Source organism: Streptomyces capparidis, from assembly GCF_054782095.1.
The window spans coordinates 1-21,451 of the sequence record NZ_BAAGTD010000039.1 but is presented as its reverse complement, the minus strand read 5'-3'; the positions used below and the strand labels follow the sequence as shown (position 1 = coordinate 21,451).

Here is a 21,451-nt window from a genome sequence, read left to right as displayed (position 1 = left end):
CGTTCGGCTCTCCGCCGTTCAGCCGCCCGCCGCGCAGCCGGCGGAGCCCGCGGGGCGGTCGGCCCCGGCTCCCCCGGCGAGCATCCGGGCCAGCACGGCCCGGTGGGTGGGCCGCGCCTGCTCGCAGCGGCGCCTGCCCTCCTCGGTGAGCCCGACCTTGACGCCGCGCCGGTCGTCGGGGCACATCCCCCGCGCGACGAGGCCCTCCTTCTCCAAGCGCCCGATCAGCCGGGACAGCGCGCTCTGGGTCAGGTGCACGTTCCGGGCGATCTCCTGCACCCGCAGCGCCGGCCTGCCCGCCACGCACACCTCGGAGAGCTGGTCGAGCACCTCGAACTCGCTCGCCCCGATGCCGTGGCGCTCGTGCAGCAGCCGGTCGAGCTCGCACCAGGTGGTGGCGTGCAGGCTGAGCAGCTCGCGCCACCGCCGCACCAGGGATCCGTCGCCGTCCGCCGCCCCGTCGCGGGGCGCGTGGCCGGCGTCGTCCGAAGGGGCGGGGGCCGCGTCCTCGGGGGCCATGTCCTTCTGGCGCATGACCGAACGTTACCAGAGATCAAATCTTTTATGCATCCACATTAAATTCGCTTGCATTAGATGCATGTGCATGTATGGTCCTGCGCATGACCACATCCGTTTCCAGCACCACCACCGACGAGCGCTGGAGCGCCCGCCTGTGGGGCACCCTGCTCGTGCTCTGCGGCGCGATGTTCCTGGACGCTCTGGACGTCTCGATGGTGGGCGTGGCCCTGCCGTCCATCGGCGAGGACCTGGAGCTGTCCACCGCCACGCTCCAGTGGGTCGTCAGCGGCTACATCCTCGGCTACGGCGGGCTGCTGCTCCTCGGCGGACGCGCGGCCGACCTGCTCGGCCGCCGCCGCGTGTTCCTCGTCGCCCTCGCCGTGTTCGCCGTGGCCTCCCTGCTCGGCGGCCTGGTGGACTCCGGGCCCCTGCTGATCGCCATGCGCTTCGTCAAGGGCCTGTCCGCCGCGTTCACCGCCCCCGCCGGCCTGTCGATCATCACCACCACGTTCCCCGAGGGCCCCGCCCGCAACCGGGCCCTGGCCATCTACACCTCCTGCGCCGCCACCGGCTTCTCCATGGGCCTGGTGCTCTCCGGCCTGCTCACCGAGGTCGGCTGGCGCTGGACCATGCTGCTGCCCGCCCCCGTCGCGCTGATCGCGCTCGTCGCCGGCATCAAGCTGATCCCGCGCAGCCCGTCCGCCCGCCGCGAGGGGCAGGGCTACGACCTGGCGGGGGCCGCGACCGGCACCGCGTCGATGCTGCTGCTGGTCTTCACCGTGGTCGAGGCGCCCGAGGTGGGCTGGCTCGCCGCGCGCACCCTGGTGTCGTTCGCGGTGTTCGCCGTCCTGCTGGCCGCGTTCGTCGCCGTCGAGCTGCGCACCGCCCACCCGCTGGTGCGGCTGGGCATCCTGCGCTCCGGCGCGCAGGTGCGGGCCAACCTGGGCGCGGTGCTGTTCTTCGGCTCCTACGTCGGCTTCCAGTTCCTGGTCACGCAGTACTTCCAGTCCCTGGTGGGCTGGTCGGCCCTGGAGACCGCGCTGGCGTTCCTGCCCGCCGGCGCGCTGGTGGCGCTGGCCTCCACCCGGATCGGCCCGCTGGTCGACCGGTTCGGCACCGCCCGGGTACTGGCCGCCGGGTTCGCGGTGCTCGCCGTGGGCTACGCGCTGTTCCTGCGGGTCGGCATCGAGCCGCGCTTCGTCGCGGTGGTCCTGCCGACGATGCTGCTCATCGGCGTGGCCTGCGCCCTGGTCTTCCCGGCGCTGAACATCCAGGCCACCACCGGGGTGCCGGACGAGGAGCAGGGCATGGCGGCGGGCCTGCTCAACACCAGTGTGCAGGTCGGCGGCGCCATCGTGCTGGCCGTCGTCACCGCGGTGGTCACCGCGCGCGGCGAGGGCGCGGCCACGCCCGAGGAGGTGCTGGACAGCTACCGGCCGGGGCTCGCCGTGGTGACCGGGTTCGCCGTGGCCGGGCTGCTGCTGATGCTGACGGGGCTGCGCAGGCGCCGGCCGCCGCACAGCGTGGTCGTCGCCCGCGGGTCGGCCCCCGCCGGGCAGGAGGCCGCCCCGGCCGGCGAGGAGCGGCTGCCCGTCGCCAAGTAGCCCGCAACACGCCGGGAACGGGTGCCCGGCTTCGCGCCACGGGGTTGCGCGAAGCCGGGCACCGCCGCGCCGCGCCGCGGTGGGCGGCCCGGGAGCAGGGCGACAAGTACCCGATCGGAGGACCCTCGCGGCGCGGGCCCCGCGCCCGCGCCGCGAGACACTGACCGGCGAGGCCGCTCCGCCGCCGGGCCCCGCGCGGCCCGAGGAGGTACGCATGGCTGTCTCGGTGTCCGTTCTCCTGGTGCTGCTGATCCTGGTGGTGGTCTTCCTGCGCAGCGGCAAGCTGCGCGTGACGCACGCCGTGGTCTGCCTGCTGCTCGGCTTCTCGCTGTCGGACACCTCGCTGGCGCCGGGCATCGCCGAGACCCTGTCGGCGACCGCGTCGGCGGTGGGCGCGCTCCACCCCTGAGCGGGCCCGGGGCGGTGCCGAACAATCGCGTTGACGGATCACGGGCTCCGGTGGATCGTGTGCGCGTGCCCGGAGGGGCGGGCGTGAGCAGCGCGGCCGCGCAGGCCGGCGGCCCCGACGCGCCGCCGCGGGCGCGCCCGCCCCTCCCCCAGCGCCCGTCCCTCCCCCAGCGACCGCCCGGAGCGCCCGTGAACGTCACCTCCCTGCCCCTCACCACCGACCGGCTCGTGCTGCGCCTGTTCACACCGGACGACGTCGAGGACATGTACGCCTACCAGGCCCTGGAGGACGTCGCCCGCTATCTGTACCGCCCGCCGCACACCCGCCAGGGCTGCGCGGAGGTCATCGCCGCGGCGTCCCGGGCGACCCGGTGGGAGCGGGAAGGCGACGCGCTCACCCTGGCCGTGTGCCGCCGCTCGGAGCCCGGCGTCGTCGGGGAGATCCACCTCAAGCTCGCCTCCGCGCACGCCCGCCAGACGGAGATCGGGTGGGTGTTCCACCCCGGCCACCACGGGCACGGCTACGCCACCGAGGCCGCGCGGGCCGCCGCGGCGCTGGCCTTCGACAAGCTCGGCACCCACCGCCTGTTCGCCCGCCTGGACGTGGAGAACACCGGCTCGGTGCGGGTCTGCGAGCGGCTGGGCATGCGGCGCGAGGCGCACCTGGTGGAGAACGACCTGGACGGAACGCGGTGGGGCAGCGAGTACATCTACGCCGCGCTCGCCCACGAGCTGACGTAGGCGAGCCGCCTCGAACCCGGCTGGAGAACCGCCGCAGAACCGCATCCGCCCCGCTCGGCCCGCCGGGCGCCGTCCACGCGCGGTGCGCGGCCGCGTTTGCGGGTCGCCGCCGTCAGGGCAGTTCACAGGGGTGCTCGGTTCGCGGGGGCCGTCCTGGGAGGGGGAGACGACCGTGATCGTGTGGATCAACGGCGCGTGGGGGGCGGGCAAGACCACCGCCGCGCGGGCCCTGCTCGATCTGCTGCCCGGCAGCGTCCTGTTCGACCCGGAGACGGTCAGCGGAGTGCTGCGCGGTCCGCTGCCGGAGCGGGTCGCCGACCCGCAGGCGCTGCCCGCCTGGCGCCGCCTGGTCGTGGACGCCGCCGCCGCGCTGCTCGACGAGGCGGGCGGGCCGCTGGTGGTGCCGATGACGCTGCTGCGCCAGGAGCACAGGGACGAGCTGTTCGGCGGGCTCGCCGCGCGCCGAATACGGGTGCACCACATCCTGCTGCACACCGACGAAACGATCCTGCGGGCGCGTGGCTCCCGCCGCTCCGACCCGGCGCTCACCGAGCACCTCGCCGCCTACCGCGCCGCCCTGCCCTGGCTGGCGGACGACGCCTGCGTGGTCGACGCCGGGCAGCTCCGCCCCGAGGAGGCCGCCGAGCGCATCGCCAAGCTCGTCACCGAGGGCGCGGCGCTGCGGCGGATCGTGCAGACCCCGGAGCCGTCGGCGGCGACGGTGGCCGCCGGGGTGCTGCTGTTCGACGAGGACGGCCGGGTGCTGCTGGTGGACCCCACCTACAAGCCGGGGTGGGAGTTCCCCGGCGGAGTGGTCGAGCCGGGCGAGGCGCCCTCCCGCGGAGGGCTGCGCGAGGTCGCCGAGGAGCTGGGGGTGGAGCTGGCCGGGGTGCCGCGGCTGCTGGTCGCCGACTGGGAGCCGCCGGCGCCGCCCGGGTTCGGCGGGATGCGGCTGCTGTTCGACGGCGGCGTGCTCGACCCGGCGCAGCGGCCCCGGCTGCGACTGCCCGGCGACGAGCTGCGGGAGTGGCGCTTCTTCACCGAGGCCGAGGCCGCGGAGCGGCTGCCGCCCGCTCGCCGGGCCCGCCTGCACTGGGCGCTGCGGGCACGGGAGCGGGCGACCACCCTCTATCTGGAGGCGGGCCGGCCGGTGGGGGACGGCTGACCCCGCCCGGGGCACCGGCCGGGTGCCGGTGCCCCGGGGGTGTGCGCCGCGTCAGCCGCCGAAGCTGGAGAGCACGGCGTTGTAGGCGGGCTTCGGCTGGTAGTTGGCGTCGTAGATCAGCGCGGCGCCGTAGCCGGGGAAGACGCCGGGGACCCAGGAGTGCTTGTCGGTGAAGCCCCAGATCGTCACCCCGCGGCAGCGGGAGACGGCCAGGCACGCCTGGACGACCTTCCGGTAGTCGTTGGCCTGCGTGTTCAGCTTGCCGGAGTCGGCGGGCAGTTGGATGCGCACGTCGAGCTCGGTGATCCGCACGTCCACGCCGAGGTCGGCGAAGCGCTGGATGTTCTGCTGGAGCGAGCTGGGGACCTGCCCGGCGATGAAGTGCGCCTGGAGGCCGACGCCGTCGATGGGCACGCCCTGGGCGCGCAGGTCGCGGACCAGGTTGTACATGGCGTTGCTCTTGGCGTTGACGCCCTCGACGTTGTAGTCGTTGATGTACAGCTTGGCGTTCGGGTCGGCGGCGCGGGCGGCCCGGAAGGCGTCGGCGATGTAGCCGTTGCCAATCCTCTGCTGGAAGACGCTCTGGCGGCGGGAGCCGTCCTCGTTGAACGCCTCGTTGACCACGTCCCAGGTCTGCACCTTGCCCCGGTAGTGCTGCATCACGTTGGTGATGTGGTTGTTCATCACCGAGCGCAGCTCGCCCGCGGGGACGCCGTTCACCCAGCTCGGGAGCTGGCTGTGCCACACCAGGGTGTGCCCGTGGACCTGCTGCCCGGCGGAGGCGGCGAAGTTGACGATGGCGTCGCCGCGGCCGTACGAGAACTGGCCGCGGTTGGGCTCGGTGGCGTCCCACTTCATCTCGTTCTCGGCCGTGACGCTGCTGAACTCACGGCCGGCGATGGTCCGGTAGGAGGCCTCGTTGTTCAGCGCGCCCTGGTACAGGGCGGCGCCGACGAACCTGCCCTTGGTGGCGGCCGCCTCGCGCAGGGTGGCGGCGGCGGCCCGGTCGGAGTCCGCCGCCGGCTCGGCGCCGGCGGTGGAGACCAGGCCGAGGGGCACGATCAGGGCGGCGCCGGCCAGGGTGGCGAGGGCGCGGGTGAGGCGGGTGAGGCTGCGGGTGGTTGACACGTGCGGGTCCCTTCTTCTGTCACCGTGCGGGGGTGTCAGTGCGAAGTGGGAGCGCTCCCGGCTGCGTCATCAGGAATGCTGGACTCCGCCGGGCGGAACGTCAATGCGTTGCGCGGGACTTCATTTCCGAAACTTCTCCGAAAGGTTCGGCAGCGGGTTGGCCGGGCCCGGTGCGGGCCGCTGCGGGCCGGTCACTCGGGCAGCCCCCAGAAGGGGCCGCGCAGGCCCACCCGCGCGAAGTACTCCGCCGAAGACGACGGGTCGCGCCGCCGGTAGCCGCGGTCCATCCGTCCCGCGTACCAGCCGGCGGCGAGCCGCCACAGCGTGGCCAGGTCCAGCACGTCGCCGCGGGGGTGGCCGGTGCGGTCCAGCCAGCGGTCGACGCACCCGGTGCCGCAGAACAGGCGCTGGTGGCCGCAGGCGTGCAGCACGTCGTCCCACACCCGGTGGGCGGGGGTGAGGAAGTGGGCGACCTGCTCCCCCTCCGGCGGCGCGGCCCGGCCGACCACCCAGGCGAGGGCGGCGCCGCAACCGGGGCAGCGGGTGGCGACCAGCGCGTCGGGCAGCTCGGGCAGCAGGTGCGGGACGGCGAAGGAGTCCCAGGCGCAGCCGCCCCACCACAGCGTGCTCTCCCCCATGACGGAGAAGCCCAGCGGGACGGCGGAGAAGGGGTGCGCCATCAGCACGCGCTCGCCGTCCGGGGCGTCGAGCACCAGGTCCCGGCTCGCGTGCAGCCGGTGCAGGGCCCGCCGCACCCGCTTCGGCCCGAGCCCGGTGGCGGCGGCGAGCCCGGGGACGCCGAGGGGCCCGGCCGGTCGCGGCGAAGCCCTGGTAGACGGCGAGGCGCACCGCCTCCGTCTCGTCCTGCGGGGCGGGCTCACTGCCCATGCGCGACTCCCTTCACGGCACCGCCGGGGGTGACGGCCTCACCCCGGTGTTATTTGCTTGCACAAGCAGATACTCTGTCGGGCATGAGCGTACCTGAGTCCGTGTCGGACGGCACGGCCGCGCCCGCGGGGGACGCGGAGGACGACCGCTGGTGCATGGCGGTGCGGCTGCTCGACCGGGTCGAGCGGCGGTTGGACGAGACCCTCCGGCACCGCCACGGGCTGCCGCTCACGGAGTACCGGGCGCTGTGCGCGCTGAGCCGGCCCGACAGCGGGCCCGCGCTGCGCATGGGCGAACTGGCCGACCGGATCGGGCTGAAGGACAGCACGGTCACCCGGCTCGTCGCCCGCCTGGAGGCGCGGGGCCTGGCCGTGCGGACCTCCGCCGAGGACGACGGCCGGGGCGTCGCGGCCACCGTCACCGAGGCGGGCCGGGCGCGCCACGCCGAGGCGACACCGACCTACCGCGCGGCGCTCGGCACCGCCCTCGACTCCGCGCTCACCAACGTCCACCTCGCCGACCTCGCCTCGTGGGTGCGCACGGGGCGGTCCGCGGTCCGGGTCCCGCCGGGTCCCGGGCCCCGGACGGCCGGCCCCACCGAAGGGACCTGACGTGGCCACCGCCGCGGAGCACTACGACGACCTGCTCGCCGAGCACTACACCTGGATGCTCGGCGGCGACCTCCACGCCGCGGCCGAGCGCCAGGCCGGGCTGCTCGAAGGGCTGGGCGTGCGCCCGGCCGGGGACGGCGCGCCCGCCGTCGACCTGGGCTGCGGCCCCGGCCCGCAGTCGCTGGCGCTGTTCCGCCTCGGCTTCTCCCCCGTCGTCGCCGTGGACGGCAGCGAACAACTGCTCGCCGAGCTCGCGGAGCACGCGCGCGCCGCCGGGGCGGACGGAGCGATACGCGTCCGGCACGGCGACATCCGCACGGCCCTGCCCGGGGCCGCCGCCCCCGGCACCGCCGCCGCCGTGGTGTGCATGGGCGACACGCTGCCGCACCTGCCCGCCAGGGCCGACGTGGTGGACCTGCTCCGGGAGGCCGCCCGCGCGCTGCGGCCCGGCGGGCACTTCGTGGCCACCTACCGCGACCTGACCGGCGCCCTGCACGGCCCCGACCGCTTCCTGCCCGTCCGCGCCACCGACGACCGGCTGCTCACCTGCTTCCTGGAGTACACCGACGAGGAGACCGTGCTGGTGCACGACCTGCTGCACACCAGGACCCCGGACGGGTGGCGGATGCGGGCGAGCAGCTACCCCAAGCTGCGGCTGGCCCACGCGTGGGTGGCCGCGCAGTGCCGGGCCGCCGGTCTCGACGTGCTGCGCGACGAGGCGGGAGAGCGGGGGATGCGCGTCCTGCACGCCGTCAGGCCGTGACGGACTCCCGCGCCGTCCGCTCCGCCCCACGGCGCGGACGGCGCGGAGGCTGCCCTAGGCGGTCCGCGACTGCGCGTACCGGCGCAGGAACAGCGCCTCCGTCAGCGCCAGCCGCTCCAGTTCGAGCGGGTCCACGCTCTCGTTCACCGCGTGGATCTGCGCCTGCGGCTCCGACAGGCCGATGAGCAGGATCTCGGCGTCCGGGTAGGTCTCGTGCAGGGTGTTGCACAGCGGTATGGAGCCGCCCATGCCCATGGCGACCATGTCCCGGCCGAACGCCTCCCGCATCGCCTCGCCCATCGCGGCGTACGCCGGGGTGCCGGTGTCGGCGCGGAACGGCTGCCCCCGCCCGATCCGCCGCACGCTCACCCGCGCGTTCCACGGCGTGTGCGCCTTCACGTGCGCGATCAGCGCCTCCTCGGCGGCCTCCGCGTCCATGCCCGGCGGCACCCGCAGGCTGATCCGCGCCTTCGCCGACGCCTGCACCGACGGCGTGGCGCCCACCACCCCGGGGCACTCGATCCCGATCACCGTCGCGGCGGGCCGCTCCCACAGCCGCGCCCCCACCGACCCGGTGCCGGGCAGGTCCACCCCGTCCAGCACCCTGGCGTCGGCGCGGAACACCTCCTCCGGGTACGGCACGGACTCCGGGTGGTCCGGCACCGGCGGCAGCCCGTCGACGACGGTGTCGCCCGCCTCGTCCCGCAGCGAGTCGCAGATCCGGATGATCGCGGCCAGCGCGTCCGGCGCCGCCCCGCCGAACACGCCCGAGTGCAGGTTGCCCTCCAGGGTCTCCACCGCCACCTCCACCAGCGTCATCCCGCGCAGCGACGTGGTGACGGTCGGCACGCCGACCCGGAAGTTGCCGGCGTCCCCGACCACGACGGCGTCGGCCGCCAGCAGCTCCGGGTGGGCCTCGACGTACCGCTCCAGGCCGCCGGTGCCCTGCTCCTCCGAGCCCTCGACGATCACCTTCACCGAGACCGGCACCCCGCCCTGCTCGCGCAGCGCCCGCAGCGCGGTCAGGTGCATGATGAGCCCGCCCTTGCAGTCGGCGGCGCCGCGCCCGTACCAGCGGCCGTCCTCCCGCTCGGTCAGCTCGAACGGCGGGGTGGTCCACGCCTCCTCGTCCAGCGGGGGCTGCACGTCGTAGTGCGCGTACAGCACCACCGTCGGCGCGCCCTCGGGGCCGGGCAGGTACCCGTACACCGACTCGGTGCCGTCCGGGGTCGCGATCAGCGCGACGTCCTGCATGCCCTCGACGGTCAGCGCGTCCGCCACCCACCGCGCGGCCTTCTCGCACTCCTCGCGGGGGAACTGGCGGGGGTCGGCCACCGAGGGGAACGACACCAGTTGCGCGAGGTCGGCGCGGGCGCGCGGCATGGCGGCGCGTACGGCGTCGGCGAGTGGGTTGGTCGGCATGGCGCTCCTCACGGGTGGGCGGACGGGTCGGCGACGGTGCCACGGGCGGCGGCCGCGGCTGCCGTGGGTGAAATCCGTGGTGAACGGTACTCCGGCCGCGGGTCCCTCCCGGGTCTGCCCCGCGCCGATGATCGCATCGCCACCGTAGGATGCGACGCGTGAGTAGCGAGCAGTCGGCACAGGACAGTGGTGGGACGGGCGCTGTGGACGAGGACGTGTGGGACGTGGTGGTGGTCGGCGCCGGACCGGCGGGCTCCTCTGCCGCACGCGCCGCCGCTGCCGCCGGGCGCCGGGTGCTGCTGCTGGAGAAGGCCGAGCTGCCCCGCTACAAGACCTGCGGCGGCGGCATCATCGGCCCGTCCCGCGAGGCGCTGCCGCCCGGCTTCGATCTGCCGCTGCGGGACCGGGTCACCGCCGTCACGTTCACCATGAACGGCCGCCTCGGCCGCACCCGCCGCGCCAGGAAGCCGCTGTTCGGCCTGGTCAACCGGCCGGAGTTCGACGCGGCCCTGGCGGACGCCGCGGTGAAGGAGGGCGCGGTGCTGCGCACCGGCGCCACCGTCTCCCGGGTCGAGCAGCACGGCCCCTCGGTGCCCGACCGGCGGACCGTCGCGGTGATCCTCAGCGACGGCGAGGTCGTCCTCGCCCGGGCCGTCGTCGGCGCGGACGGCAGCGCCAGCCGCATCGGCGCGCACGTCGGGGTGAAGTTCGACCAGGTGGACCTGGGCCTGGAGGCCGAGATCCCGGTGCCGGACGCGGTCGCGGAGGACTGGGCGGGCCGGGTCCTGATCGACTGGGGGCCGCTGCCCGGCAGCTACGGCTGGGTGTTCCCCAAGGGCAACGTGCTGACGGTCGGCGTCATCGCGGCCCGCGGCCAGGGCGGCGCGACCAAGAACTACCTGGACGCCTTCGTCGCGCGCCTGGGCCTTTCCGGGTTCGAGCCGGCCATGTCCTCCGGCCACCTCACCCGCTGCCGCGCCGAGGGCTCCCCGCTGTCCCGGGGCCGGGTGCTGGTGGCCGGTGACGCGGCGGGGCTGCTGGAGCCGTGGACCAGGGAGGGCATCTCCTACGCGCTGCGCTCGGGGCGCCTGGCGGGCGAGTGGGCGGTGAAGGTCGCCGAGGCCCCGGACGCGGTGGCCGCGCGGCACCAGGCGCTGAACTACGCGTTCGCGATCAAGGCGGGCCTCGGCGTGGAGATGAGCGCGGGGCGGCAGCTCCTCGCCGCCTTCGAACGGCGCCCGAGCGTCTTCCACGGCGCGATCACCACCTTCCCCCCGGTGTGGAACGCGTTCACGCGGTTCGTCCGGGGCGGGACCACCTTCGGGGAGCTGCTCCAGCGGCACGCGGTGGCGCGTCGGGCGCTGGGGGCGCTGGACCGCTGAGGCCGGCCGGGCCGCGGCCCGGCCGTGCCCCCGGGCCCGCCTCACCGCGCCCGCTCCTCGGGCGGCTTGTCCCGGCACCGCGGGCATTCGCAGGGCCGGTAGGGCTGGTAGGCGGGGACGCCCTTGCGCGGGTCGGCGGCGACGAACGACCGCTCCTTGATGACGGTGCGCTCCCCGGTGACCGGGTTGACGCTGTACACGGCGATCGACATGCCGGTGACTGCCACGGCCGCACCTCACCGGGACCCGTGCGGGCGCGGGGCGGCCCGCCGGGACGCGGCGCGCCACGCGCCGGGCGGCGCGCCGTGGCACCGCCCGCCGCGCCGCGGGGCGCGGACGCGGTGGACCCGGCGGAACGGCCCGGCGTGCGGCGGGTCACCGGGCGGCGTGGCGTGGCGGCCGTGGACGGGCGGGACTTCTCCGGGCATGCCGTACTCCCTCGCGCAGGTAGCAATCGCTTGCCTTCACCAACCCTTTACGTAAGCGGGGCAGCCGAGGGCTCAACAGCCCGGCGCCCGGCGGGCGGTGGGCCGGGGACGGCGGGACGGTGGCGGGAGGCCGGTGATGTGGCGGCGGGGCAGTGGCGGCGGGGCAGTGGCGGAGGCCGGCACGGACGGGCGGGGCACGGACGGGCGGTGGTGGCCCGGGGTCCGGTGCGCCGCGCCCTCTCGGCGGCGCGGTCGCGGATCGCGTCCGGCGCGGAGGTGCGCGGGCGGCGGGAGGTCGTCCCCGGGGCGGGAGGAGCGGCGCGGCCGGGCCGTACGGCCGGCGGTGCCGAGAACGGCGTGCCGCCGCCCGCGCCGCACTCGCCCTGGGCGGCCGCGCCGGGGCCGGAGCGGATCGGGCCCCGGCGCCGCACCAGCGGCCGGGCCGCCTCGCGCGCCGCCGCGCGGGAGGCGGCCCGCCGGTTCAGCGCTCCGCCGGCCCCGATCCCGGCGGCAGGTCGTCCGCGGCGGCCGCGAACCGCACCGTGGCCCGGTCGCCGCCGGTCCGCCGCAGACCGGCCTTCTCCAGCACCCGGACGGACGCCGGGTTGGCCGTCTCCGCGGCCGCCCGGACCTCGCGGACGCCCGGCGCGGTCAGCGCCAGGCGCACCAGCGCGCGGGCGGCCTCGGTGGCGTAGCCGCGCCCGCGCCGGGACGGCACGATGCCGTAGCCGAACTCCACGGCGCCGTCGGACGGCGGCCAGAACAGCCCGATGGCGCCGACCACCAGGCCGGTCGCCCGCTCGGCGATCTGGCGCTGGCCCCACTCGCCGAGGGCCTCGGGCCTGCCCTCGACGAAGCCCGCGATGACGCGGTCCCCCTCGGCGGGGAAGTCCTCCGCCCAGTGCGGCAGGCGCCGCCCGGTGAGGACGGCGTCGATCTCGCCGTCCGTCCAGGGCCGCAGGACGAGGCGGTCGGTGGTCAGGTCGGTCTCCGCCGGTGCGGCGAAGGGGGAAGGGGAGGAAGGAGATGACATGCGAACACTCCTGGTCGACTCGGTCGACCGGGCCGCCGCTCAGCCCGCGCGGCCCGGACAAGGGCATGCTGAGGAAGCGCGGGGCGGGCCATATTCATCAACCTCCCTCGTCGGACGGGGCGGCGTCGGCGACGCCGCGGTCGTGCGCGGGCTCCCGTGAATGATCAAGGTGCCAGGGCCGGTGGAGCGTACCACGCCCCTCGCCCATGAGCCGGGGGCCGCCGGGCAGGAGAGGAACCATCACCACTCGCGTGCGGAAGGGGAGTTGACGGCATGGACAGGCTCGGGACGTGGCTCGGCAGGCATCTGTGGATCCAGGTCGTGCTGTCGGTGCTCGCCGCGACGGCGATCGTCGTCGCGATCAGCCCGCGCCGCTCGGTCGGGGACGTGCTGGGGAGCGTCACGGTCTGCTCCCTCGGCGGGGTCGCCGTCCTGCTCCTCGTGCGCCGCAGGGACCGGCGGACGGTGGGCGGGTCGACGGACACCCTGGTGTCGCTCGACCGGAGGCTGGGGCGCGGCGAGGTGCCCGAGGACCCGCGGGAGCGGGAGGCGATGCGCGCCCTCGTGGCGCGCCGCACGCACCGGACACGGCACCACCGGGCGGCCCTGGTCTTCCTCTTCCTGCTGTTCGGCGGGGTCACGGCGCTGTCGTTCGCGGCGTTCGGCCCGCGCGAGGGGATCGGCTTCGGGGTGCTCTCTGCGGTGTTCCTCACCTGGATCGCCTGGTACGGCGCGCGCAGGCGCCGCGGGATGCGGCGGGTCGGCGCGGCCCTGGGCGCGGACCGCGAGACGCGGGCGGCCGCGCCGGAGCGCCGCTGAGCTCAGGCCCGCTCCGGTGTCCGCCGCCCGGTGACGGCGACGACCACGCCTCCGGCCACCGCAAGGCCCGCGAGCACCGCGCCGAAGACGGTGGTGCCCGTGGTCAGGCCCACCGCGTCGCTGAGCCGGCCCGCGGCGACCGGCAGCGTCCCGGCGGCGAGGTAGCCGCCCACGTTCAGCGCCGCGTTGGCCTCGGCCAGCTTGTGCGGCGGGACCGCGGAGTTGAGCAGCGACAGGCCGCCGAGCTGCCCCATGCCCTGGCCCGCGCCGGCCAGCACCGCGGCGGCGGCGAGCAGCGGGACCGAGGCGGTGTGGACCGCGGCGACCAGCGCCGCCACGGCGGCGGCGGTGCTCGCGGCCCCGGCGGCCAGGACGGACCGCCTGGGCAGGCGCCGCACCGCGAACTGCGCCGCCGCGGCGGCGAGGAACATCACGAACGCGATGCCCCCGGCGAGCACCCGGCTGCCGCTGCCCAGCAGGCCGGACAGCAGGGACGGGCCGAGCGACAGCACGAACGACGTCGCGGTCAGGCCGGGCGCGAACACGGCGACGCCCGCGGCGAGCCGGGCTCCGTCGCCCCGGGGGACGCCGGGCACCCGGATCCACGGGCCGCCGGCGGTCGCGGGCGCGGGGCGGGGCAGCGGCAGCCGCAGCACCGCCGCGAACGCCGTGGCCAGCAGGGCCGCCTCCACCGCGAAGACGGTGACGGTGGGTCCGGGCAGCGTCTCGGAGAGCACCCCGGCGAGCAGCGGCCCGAGGCCGGCGCCGAGGACCATCGCGGAGGAGGCCAGCAGGGCGGCGAGCGGCCTGCGGTCCGGTCCCGCCACGTCGGTCACCGCGGCCATGCCCGCCGAGACCACGGCGCCGACGGCGATCCCGGTGAGCAGCCGGGCGACGAGCAGCGCCGCCACCGTACCGGCGGTCGCGAACACCAGGCAGGCCGCCGCGGCGAGGACGAGCGCGGGCAGCAGCACCGGTTTGCGGCCGACGCGGTCGGAGACGACCCCGCAGACGAGGAGGGAACCGAGCAGCCCGGCGATGTAGGAGGCGAAGACCACGGTGAGGGTGCCGTCGGAGAAGCCGATCTCGCGCTGCCACAGCACGTACAGCGGTGTGGCCGCGTTGGACAGCACGAACACGGCGGTGACGGGCCACGCGGCGAGCCAGAGCAGGCGGGCGGGGACTTGGGGGCGGTGCGGCGGCCGTGCGGGGGGCGCGGCGGACCGGGGTGCCGTTCGTGCGGGGGGCATGGGACTCCTTCTGGCCTCGGTGGGGGTCGGCCCGGGCGGGTGCGCCCGCGGGCGGGGCGCGCGGGGGGCGCCCGGCGCACGACCGGCGGCGACCCTGTACGGGTTTTTTCGAACTTAGCACCCAGTACGATTGGAGTCGAACAAGGGACGACGTGACGAGGAGCCGCCCCATGGCGCACACCGCCCGAGCCAGGTCCGCCGTCGACGTGCCCGCGGAGCCGCCCGAGCCGCTGCCCGAGCCGGCCGTCGGCGAGCTGCGGCTGGAGAAGGTGCTGGGGGCGCTGAGCGATCCCCTGCGGCTGTTCATCGTGCGCAAACTGCTGCTGGAGTCCGAGGAGTTCGACCACTCCTGCGGCTGGTTCGGCATCGACCGCCCGAAGTCCTCGCTCACCCACCACTTCAAGGCGCTGCGCGAGGCGGGCGTCACCAGGCAGCGCCAGTACGGCCTGGAGCGCCGCAGCCAGGTGCGGGTGGCCGACCTCGAGGCCCGCTTCCCCGGGCTGCTCGACCTGGTCGCCGCGTGGGAGCCGGACCGCGCGCCCTGACCCGGGCCGGAAATCGGTTGGCCCCGCCGCGGCGGCGTGGCATCCTCACGCGGTGCCCGTCGACCAACACCTGCTGGCGGCCTTCGCCCTGACCACACTCGTCGCCATGATCACCCCGGGGCCCGACATGCTGTTCGTCCTGGGGTGCGGCATGCGGGGCGGCCCGCGCGCCGGGCTGCTCGCCACGACCGGGGTGGCGGTGAGCGAGGCCATCCACGTCGCCGTGGCCGCCGCCGGACTGGCCGCGCTGTTCGCCGCGGTGCCGGTGGCCTTCACCGTCGTGCGCGTCGTCGGCGCCGCCTACCTCATCCACCTCGGCGTGCAGATGATCCGCCGGCGCAAGGGCGTCGAGGGCGAGGTGGCGGCCTCGGGCGGGGGCGTCTCCGGCCGCCGGGCGTTCACCAGCGGGCTGCTCACCAATCTGCTGAACCCGAAGATGGTCACGTTCACCATCGCCTTCCTCCCCCAGTTCATCAACCCGGAACTGGGCTCGGTGTGGTTGCAGTTCGTGATCCTGGGCACGGTCCTGATCGCGCTGGAGTTCCTGGTGGACGGCACCGTCGGGGTGCTGGCGGGACGGATCGGCGGCTGGCTGCGCCGCAGGCAGGCCGCCCGCCGCAGGATCGACGTGGCGACGGGCGGCATCTTCGTCGGCCTCGGTGTACGGCTCGCCGTGGACCGGTGAGCACGGCGGCGGGCGGGGGCGCGGAGCCTGCTCCGCGAGGCGCCGCTTCGGGCCCGGCGCCCCCGACCTGCCGGATCGTCAGCGGGCGGCGGCCCGGAGCAGCAGTTCGTGCAGGGTCCGCTGTTCCTCGCGGGTGAGCGCGGCCAGCGGGGACTCGGCGGACAGCAGCTCGACCAGCCTCTCGCGCAGCGCGGCGCCCGCCGGGGTGAGGACGAGCTGCTTGGCGCGGCGGTCCCGGGGGTGGGGGCGGCGCTCCACCAGGCCCAGCTTGCCGAGGCGGTCCACGACGAACGTGGCGTTGGACGGCTCGCAGCTCATCCTCTCGGCGAGTTCGCTGAGCGTCATGGGGCCCGTCAGCTCGCGCAGCGCCGTCGCCTGCGACGCGGTCAGCTCCAGGGTGGCGGCCCGCTCCCTGACATGCGCCTCGATGCGCCGGGCCAGGCGGTTCACCAGCCCGCACAGCTCCTTGTCGGCGACGGCCTGCCGCTCGGGGTCGATGGGGCCGGTCATGGCAGTCATGATAACCAGCGACGGAAGGCACATAGTTTCGGCTCATATATTTCGAGATTCACTCATTCCGCCGTGAGCTCCCCCCACCGTGGCCACCGCCTCCTGCGGCACCCCGTGCCGCCGGGGGCCGGCCCGGGGCGGCCCCCGGCGGGTCAGCCGTGGGTGGCGTCGATGACGCAGAAGCGGTTGCCCTCGGTGTCGGCGAGGACCACGAAGTCCGGGTCCGGCGGGTACAGGTCCCAGTCCACCCGCCGCGCCCCGAGCCCGGTGAGCCGCTCCACCTCGGCGGCCTGCTCCGCGGCGTCGGCCGCGTACAGGTCGAGGTGCACGCGGGGCCGCTCCTGCACGGGGGTCTCGCTGCGGCCGAGCGCGAGGTGCGTGCCCGGGCCGCCGCCGGCGGGGACGAGCACCACCCAGTCGCCCTCCCGCTCCTCCCTGGGCTCGTAGCCCAGCGCCCGGCACCAGAACGCGGACGCCCGGCCGACGTCCTCCGCACCCATCACCACTGTCCCGATCCTCAGCACGGGCCGATCCTGCCCCATCGACGGGCGCGTACGCACCTGCGTTGCCGCGGGCCGGGGAAGCGGCTACCAGCGCTCCGGTGCCAGGTCCAGCGCCTGCGCCGCCGCTGCCGCCGCGCCGACCAGGCCCGCGTCCGTGCCCATCAGGGCGGGCCGCACCCGGACGCCGCGGGTGAAGGACAGCGTGGCGTACTCCTCCAGCCACCGGCGCAGCGGCGCGAACAGCAGCTCGCCCGCGCCGGCCACACCGCCGCCGATCACGGCGACCTCGATCTCGTTGACGGCCGCGACGGCGGCGATCGCGGCGGCCACGGCCTGCGCGGCGCGGTCGAACGAGGCCGCGGCCACCGGGTCGCCCTCCCGCGCGGAGCGCGCCACCGCCGCGGCCGAGGCGTCGCCGCCGGGCGGGGTCCAGCCCTGGGCGAGCGCCCGCCGGGCGATGTTGGGCCCGCTGGCGATCCGCTCCACGCAGCCGCGGCCCCCGCACGGGCACGGCTCGCCGTCCAGGTCCACGCTGATGTGCCCGATGTGGCCGGCGTTGCCGGTCGGGCCCGGGCGCAGGGCGCCGCCGAGGACCAGGCCGCCGCCGACGCCGGTGGACACCACCATGCACAGCGCGTTGTCGAAGCCGCGGGCCGCGCCCAGCCAGTGCTCGGCGGCCGTCATCGCCACCCCGTCCCCGGTCAGCACCACCGGCAGCCCCCCGCTCGCCGCGGCCACCCCGGCCACCAGCGGGAAGTCCCGCCAGCCGGGGACGTTGACGGGGCTGACCGTGCCGCGGGAGGCGTCCACGGGCCCGGCGCTGCCGACGCCGACGGCCCGCACCCCGGCCCACTGCGGGCGCGCGGCCAGGTCGGCGAGGACCTCCTCCACCGCGGCCATCACCGCGCCCGCGTCCCCGTCCACCGGGGTCGGCCGCCGCGTGCGCCCCAGCAGGGCGCCCCGCGCGTCCACCAGTCCGCCCGCGATCTTGGTGCCGCCGATGTCCAGCGCGGCGATCAGGCCGGCCTCCCCGGCGCGGGCGGCGGCCGGGGGCACGGCGGCGAGGCCGTCGGTGTGCATCGGCGTGGTTCTCCTTCTCACGGCTGCCGCGCCGCTCGCGCTCCGGCGGCCCCGCGGGGCGGGCGAGTCGTCGGCAGGTTTTCCGGCAAGTCCTCGGGCCGGGGGCCCGCGGGGTAGTCTCGCCTTTGCTGACAACGTTGTCCAGCCCGTACCCTGCACGCCCCGCACACCTGTAGCCCGCACACCTGTAGGAGGACGAGGAGACCGTGGACCAGCCGCGCAACTCCCGGGCCACCGCCGCGCAGCGGTACGGCGCCCGCCCCACCATGAAGGACGTGGCTGCCCGCGCGGGCGTGGGCCTGAAGACGGTCTCCAGAGTCGTCAACGGCGAGCCCGGCGTCACCCCCGACACCGTGCAGCGCGTGCAGGCCGCGATAGAGGCCCTCGGCTTCCGCCGCAACGACAGCGCCCGCATCCTGCGCAAGGGCAGGACCTCCAGCATCGGCCTGCTCCTGGAGGACCTCGGGGACCCCTTCTACTCCGCGCTCAGCCGGGCCGTGGAGGAGGTGGCGCGCGCGCACGGCTCCCTGCTGTTCACCGGGTCGAGCGCGGAGGACCCCGAACGGGAGCAGGAGCTCGCCCTGGCGTTCTGCGCGCGGCGGGTGGACGGCCTGGTCATCGTCCCGGCGTCCGGCGACCACCGCTACCTCCAGCCGGAGATGGCCGCCGGAATAGCCGCGGTGTTCGTCGACCGGCCCGCGCAGCGACTGGACGCCGACGCGGTGCTCACCGACAACGCGGGCGGGGTGCGGGACGGGGTCACCCACCTCATCCGGCAGGGGCACCGCAGGATCGCGTTCATCGGCGACCAGCGGGGCATCCACACCGCGGGCGAGCGGCTGCGCGGCTACCGGGAGACCATGGCGGCGGCCGGGCTGCCGGTCGACGAGGCGTGGGTGTCGATGGGCCCCACCGCGCCGGACCGGGTCCGGGCCGAGGTGCGGCGGATGCTGGACCTGCCGGAGCCGGTCACGGCGGTCTTCTCCGGCAACAACCGGGTGACGGTGACGGCCCTGCGGGTCCTGGTGGCCAGGCCCGAGCCGGTGGCGCTGGTCGGCTTCGACGACTTCGAGCTCGCCGACCTGCTCACCCCCGCCGTCACCGTGGTGGCGCAGGACCCCGGGCGGCTCGGCAGGACGGCCGCCGAGCTGCTCTTCCGCCGGCTGGAGGGCGAGTCGGGGCCGCCGCGGACGATCGAGCTCGCGGGACGGCTGATCGTCCGGGGCTCGGGGGAGGTGCCGGTCCCCCGCCCGTGAGACGGCGCCCCGCCCGCGGGCCCCTCGCCCGGCGGCGTTGTCGCACCGCCCTGATAACCATGACCCGTCGGAACGAGAATCGGTGCGGGGAAACGGGGCTGGTGTGGCGGACAGGCACAAGCGCGGGGCGGCGGCGCTGCTCGAACAGATGGCGCGGGGCATGGCCGAGCGCGCGCCCAAGGAGTGGCGCACGGCGTCCCTGAGCGCCACCGCCCACCGCGGCGGCGGCGCGCACACGCGCCTGCGGTACACGCTCGCGGACGGCTCCTCGCACCACCGCGGCGACCGGCGGCTGTCCGAGCTGGTGGGCCGTGTCCACGGCGCGGACGGGTACGGCGCTGACGGGCACGGCGCGGACGAGCTGGCCGTGGAGGTGGCCGTGGACCGCGCCGGCCGCTTCGAGGCGGTCACCAGCGGGTCGATCGGCGCACAGGTGGGCGGCGGCCCCGGCCGGGTCCTCGTCCTGCGGCCCGGCGTCCGCGCGCCCGACGCCGGGGACGACCAACCGGGCCCCGCGAACGCCGCGCAGGCCGGGGACCCGCGGGAGGCGGTGCGGCTGCTGCGGCGGTACCTGGAGGAGCGGGCGCGGCTGCTCGGAAGGGCCGCCGGGGACCTGGAGCGGCTGCCCGCGCCACCGGAACCGGCGCGGCGGCAGGAGCTGGAGCGCTCTCTGGGGGTGCCCCTCCCCGACGACCTGCGCGTGCTCTACGCGGTGGCCGACGGCGACGGCGGGGACGCCGGGGCCCGGCTGCTGGACCGCCATGTGTGGCTGAGCCTGTCGGAGGTGGCGGACCTGCACCGGGGCGAGCACTGGTGGGCCCTCGGCGACACCTGGCGGTACCACGGCCTGGACGCCGTGCGCCACGACCCGCCCCCGCCGGCGGCGGTGCGGCGCTCGGCGGACCGCCCGCGCTGGATCCCGTTCGCCGACAGCACCGGCGGCGACTTCCTCGCCGTGGACATGGACCCGGCACGGGGCGGGCGCCCGGGGCAGGTCATCCGGATCGGCCGCAACCACAACGGGGGACCCGTCCTGGTGGCCGACTCCGTGACCTCGCTGCTGCGCCGCCACCTCCAGGCGCTGGAGCGCGGCGACCACGAGTGCGACGCGGACGGCGAGGAGCTGTGGATCGAGGCGGGGCTGCCCGAGGACAACCCCGGCCCGGTGCACGCGTCCGCCGTGCGGGCGGCCGCGGCGCGGCTCGGCGAGGTCCAGGTGCTGGACGCGGCCGGGGAGGCGGACCTGGAGCCGCTGCGCGGGGCGGGGCGGCTGCGGCGGATACGCCTGGCCGGCGGCGCGCCGCCCGACCTGGCCCCGCTGCGCGACGTCCCCGTGGAGAGCCTCGAACTCGACCTCGACACGGTGGACCTGGGCCCCCTGGACGGGCATCCGGCGCTGCGCGCGGTCACCGTCGCGTCGGCCCGGCCGGTGTCCGTGGCCCCGTTGCGCAACTGCCCGCGGCTGTACGGCCTGGACCTGTCCCGGGCGGCGGTGCCCGACCTGGCGGCGGTCGCCGGGATGGCGGGCCTGCTGTACCTGGCGCTGCGCCACGAGCAGTGGGTGGAGCTGTGGGAGCGCACCGGCCCCCCGCCCGGCCTGGCCGCGGCCGTGCTGGCGGGCGAGCCGTCGCCCGGGGAGCTGGCGCGGTGGGCGGCCCTGTTCGGGGACGGCTGCGACCTGCGGTACCACAGCGGGCGGCTGGCGGGCTCGGCGGAGGCTCGCGGAGCAGGGGGGTGAGGGAGCCTCGGGCGGCCGGTGTGATCCGGGCCGCATCGAGTTGACTCTCACACCGATGTCGGGCCTTAGCGTCGCCGCATCGCAGGAAAACGGCAAGCGACGCAAGGAGATCGCGATGTCCTCCTCCCCCCTCGCCCGCACCGTCCGCGGCTCCGGCCCGGGACTGCTGCTCGCGCACGGCGCGGGCGGCAGCGCGGAGGGCAACTACGGGCCGATCACGGACGGCCTGGCGGAGCACCGCACCGTGGTCGCCCCCGACTACCCCGGCACCGGCCGCACCCCGCGCGCCACCGCCCCGCTGACCCTCGACGGGCTCGCCGACGCGCTGGTCGGGGCCGCCGTCGAGGAGGGGCTCGAGACGTTCGCCGTCGCGGGGTACTCCCTCGGCGCGCCCGTGGCGGTACGCGCCGCCGTCCGCCACCCGGAGCGGGTCACGGCGCTGGTGCTCACCGCGGGCTTCGCCCGGCCGAACCCGCGGCTGCTGCTCGCGCTGCGGGTGTGGCGCGAGCTGTACGAGGCCGGGGACGCGGAGCGCACCGCGGCGGTCCTGACGCTGTCCGCCGCCGCCGTGCCCGCCGTGGACCGGCTGGGTCAGGACGAGCTCGACCTCGCGGTGAAGACGGGCGCGGCGACCCTGCCCCCGGGCACCCCCGAGCACCTGGACCTGGCGTCGCGGGCCGACGTCAGCGGCGACCTGGCCCGGGTGGCCGTGCCGACGCTGGTGGTGTCCACGACGCTGGACAACCTGGTCACGCCCCATCTGCACCGCGAGCTCGCCGACGGCATCCCCGGCGCGCGGTTCGCCGAGCTGCGCGCCGGCCACCTGCCGTGGGCGGAGGCCCCCGAGGAGTGGCTCGGCCTGATCCTCGGCTTCCTGGACGAGCACCGGCCCTAGATGTGTTGTTCGGACAGGTTGGTGACGCGGCTCGCTGGTGGATGGCCGCCGAGGCCGGTGTGGGGTCGGTGGTGGTTG

Annotated in this window: 23 protein-coding genes; 13 read left to right on the top strand and 10 right to left on the bottom strand. The window is 76.2% G+C overall.

Features of this window, described 5'->3' with window-relative positions:
• Positions 1-18: 18 nt before the first annotated feature.
• A complete protein-coding gene (locus tag ACYVO2_RS26650; RefSeq protein WP_461010545.1) occupies positions 19-534 on the bottom strand; it encodes a MarR family transcriptional regulator in 516 nt (171 codons plus the stop codon).
• An 86-nt stretch (positions 535-620) separates the two neighbouring features.
• Between ACYVO2_RS26650 and ACYVO2_RS26645 the strand changes: the two genes are divergently transcribed.
• From ACYVO2_RS26645 to ACYVO2_RS26630, 4 genes are all read left to right on the top strand, one after another.
• Positions 621-2,123, top strand: a complete 1,503-nt coding sequence (locus ACYVO2_RS26645; RefSeq protein ID WP_461010544.1) for an MFS transporter — start codon at positions 621-623, stop codon at positions 2,121-2,123.
• Between the two features lie 214 nt (positions 2,124-2,337).
• Entirely contained in the window at positions 2,338-2,532 is a 195-nt protein-coding gene (locus ACYVO2_RS26640; protein ID WP_461010543.1) for a hypothetical protein, read from the top strand.
• Between the two features lie 188 nt (positions 2,533-2,720).
• Complete coding sequence (locus tag ACYVO2_RS26635; RefSeq protein WP_461010542.1) at positions 2,721-3,272, top strand: GNAT family N-acetyltransferase; 552 nt, start codon at positions 2,721-2,723, stop codon at positions 3,270-3,272.
• A 172-nt stretch (positions 3,273-3,444) separates the two neighbouring features.
• Positions 3,445-4,437 carry an NUDIX hydrolase gene (locus tag ACYVO2_RS26630; protein WP_461010541.1) on the top strand — a complete coding sequence of 331 codons (993 nt, stop codon included), beginning with the start codon at positions 3,445-3,447 and terminating at the stop codon, positions 4,435-4,437.
• A 51-nt stretch (positions 4,438-4,488) separates the two neighbouring features.
• Here the strand turns inward: ACYVO2_RS26630 and ACYVO2_RS26625 are convergent, their stop codons facing one another.
• Both ACYVO2_RS26625 and merB read right to left on the bottom strand, forming a co-directional pair.
• Positions 4,489-5,565 (bottom strand): endo-1,4-beta-xylanase, encoded by a 1,077-nt coding sequence (locus ACYVO2_RS26625; RefSeq protein WP_461010540.1) that lies wholly within the window; start codon positions 5,563-5,565, stop codon positions 4,489-4,491.
• Positions 5,566-5,756: 191 nt separating this feature from the next.
• Positions 5,757-6,320, bottom strand: a complete 564-nt coding sequence (gene merB, locus ACYVO2_RS26620) for an organomercurial lyase (RefSeq protein WP_461010539.1) — start codon at positions 6,318-6,320, stop codon at positions 5,757-5,759.
• Between the two features lie 216 nt (positions 6,321-6,536).
• Between merB and ACYVO2_RS26615 the strand changes: the two genes are divergently transcribed.
• Together ACYVO2_RS26615 and ACYVO2_RS26610 are read left to right on the top strand one after the other, a co-directional pair.
• Positions 6,537-7,064 carry a MarR family winged helix-turn-helix transcriptional regulator gene (locus ACYVO2_RS26615; protein WP_461010538.1) on the top strand — a complete coding sequence of 176 codons (528 nt, stop codon included), beginning with the start codon at positions 6,537-6,539 and terminating at the stop codon, positions 7,062-7,064.
• Position 7,065: 1 nt separating this feature from the next.
• Positions 7,066-7,827 (top strand): class I SAM-dependent methyltransferase, encoded by a 762-nt coding sequence (locus ACYVO2_RS26610; protein WP_461010537.1) that lies wholly within the window; start codon positions 7,066-7,068, stop codon positions 7,825-7,827.
• Positions 7,828-7,881: 54 nt separating this feature from the next.
• On the opposite strand, the gene ACYVO2_RS26605 is transcribed toward ACYVO2_RS26610, so the two are convergent.
• Positions 7,882-9,249, bottom strand: coding sequence for a M20/M25/M40 family metallo-hydrolase (locus ACYVO2_RS26605; protein ID WP_461010536.1), 1,368 nt, complete (start codon positions 9,247-9,249; stop codon positions 7,882-7,884).
• Positions 9,250-9,407: 158 nt separating this feature from the next.
• On the opposite strand from ACYVO2_RS26605, the gene ACYVO2_RS26600 reads away from it, so the two are divergent.
• Complete coding sequence (locus ACYVO2_RS26600) at positions 9,408-10,631, top strand: geranylgeranyl reductase family protein (RefSeq protein WP_461010535.1); 1,224 nt, start codon at positions 9,408-9,410, stop codon at positions 10,629-10,631.
• A gap of 41 nt (positions 10,632-10,672) precedes the next feature.
• Here ACYVO2_RS26600 and ACYVO2_RS26595 read toward each other — a convergent pair whose 3' ends face one another.
• Both ACYVO2_RS26595 and ACYVO2_RS26590 read right to left on the bottom strand, forming a co-directional pair.
• Complete coding sequence (locus tag ACYVO2_RS26595) at positions 10,673-10,858, bottom strand: hypothetical protein (RefSeq protein WP_461010534.1); 186 nt, start codon at positions 10,856-10,858, stop codon at positions 10,673-10,675.
• A gap of 682 nt (positions 10,859-11,540) precedes the next feature.
• Positions 11,541-12,092 (bottom strand): GNAT family N-acetyltransferase, encoded by a 552-nt coding sequence (locus tag ACYVO2_RS26590; RefSeq protein WP_461010533.1) that lies wholly within the window; start codon positions 12,090-12,092, stop codon positions 11,541-11,543.
• 273 nt (positions 12,093-12,365) lie between these two features.
• Here ACYVO2_RS26590 and ACYVO2_RS26585 point away from each other — a divergent pair, with 273 nt between their 5' ends.
• On the top strand, positions 12,366-12,911 hold the full coding sequence (locus tag ACYVO2_RS26585) for a hypothetical protein (protein ID WP_461010532.1): 546 nt from the start codon (positions 12,366-12,368) through the stop codon (positions 12,909-12,911).
• A gap of 2 nt (positions 12,912-12,913) precedes the next feature.
• On the opposite strand, the gene ACYVO2_RS26580 is transcribed toward ACYVO2_RS26585, so the two are convergent.
• The gene (locus tag ACYVO2_RS26580; RefSeq protein WP_461010531.1) at positions 12,914-14,161 is read right to left on the bottom strand and encodes an MFS transporter; all 1,248 of its coding nucleotides are present in this window, start codon (positions 14,159-14,161) and stop codon (positions 12,914-12,916) included.
• Positions 14,162-14,331: 170 nt separating this feature from the next.
• Here ACYVO2_RS26580 and ACYVO2_RS26575 point away from each other — a divergent pair, with 170 nt between their 5' ends.
• Both ACYVO2_RS26575 and ACYVO2_RS26570 read left to right on the top strand, forming a co-directional pair.
• On the top strand, positions 14,332-14,706 hold the full coding sequence (locus tag ACYVO2_RS26575; RefSeq protein ID WP_461010530.1) for an ArsR/SmtB family transcription factor: 375 nt from the start codon (positions 14,332-14,334) through the stop codon (positions 14,704-14,706).
• Positions 14,707-14,758: 52 nt separating this feature from the next.
• Positions 14,759-15,391 carry a LysE family translocator gene (locus ACYVO2_RS26570; RefSeq protein WP_461010529.1) on the top strand — a complete coding sequence of 211 codons (633 nt, stop codon included), beginning with the start codon at positions 14,759-14,761 and terminating at the stop codon, positions 15,389-15,391.
• Between the two features lie 78 nt (positions 15,392-15,469).
• On the opposite strand, the gene ACYVO2_RS26565 is transcribed toward ACYVO2_RS26570, so the two are convergent.
• The 3 genes from ACYVO2_RS26565 to ACYVO2_RS26555 all read right to left on the bottom strand — a co-directional run bounded on the left by ACYVO2_RS26565 (position 15,470) and on the right by ACYVO2_RS26555 (position 17,484).
• A complete protein-coding gene (locus tag ACYVO2_RS26565) occupies positions 15,470-15,901 on the bottom strand; it encodes a MarR family winged helix-turn-helix transcriptional regulator (RefSeq protein ID WP_461010528.1) in 432 nt (143 codons plus the stop codon).
• A gap of 152 nt (positions 15,902-16,053) precedes the next feature.
• Positions 16,054-16,425: a VOC family protein gene (locus tag ACYVO2_RS26560; RefSeq protein ID WP_461010527.1), complete on the bottom strand. Its 372-nt coding sequence runs from the start codon at positions 16,423-16,425 to the stop codon at positions 16,054-16,056.
• Between the two features lie 63 nt (positions 16,426-16,488).
• A complete protein-coding gene (locus tag ACYVO2_RS26555) occupies positions 16,489-17,484 on the bottom strand; it encodes an ROK family protein (protein ID WP_461010526.1) in 996 nt (331 codons plus the stop codon).
• Between the two features lie 266 nt (positions 17,485-17,750).
• Between ACYVO2_RS26555 and ACYVO2_RS26550 the strand changes: the two genes are divergently transcribed.
• The 3 genes from ACYVO2_RS26550 to ACYVO2_RS26540 all read left to right on the top strand — a co-directional run bounded on the left by ACYVO2_RS26550 (position 17,751) and on the right by ACYVO2_RS26540 (position 21,373).
• Positions 17,751-18,740 carry a LacI family DNA-binding transcriptional regulator gene (locus ACYVO2_RS26550; protein ID WP_461010592.1) on the top strand — a complete coding sequence of 330 codons (990 nt, stop codon included), beginning with the start codon at positions 17,751-17,753 and terminating at the stop codon, positions 18,738-18,740.
• A gap of 103 nt (positions 18,741-18,843) precedes the next feature.
• Positions 18,844-20,478: an SMI1/KNR4 family protein gene (locus ACYVO2_RS26545; RefSeq protein ID WP_461010525.1), complete on the top strand. Its 1,635-nt coding sequence runs from the start codon at positions 18,844-18,846 to the stop codon at positions 20,476-20,478.
• Between the two features lie 115 nt (positions 20,479-20,593).
• Entirely contained in the window at positions 20,594-21,373 is a 780-nt protein-coding gene (locus ACYVO2_RS26540) for an alpha/beta fold hydrolase (protein ID WP_461010524.1), read from the top strand.
• Positions 21,374-21,451: the final 78 nt, after the last annotated feature.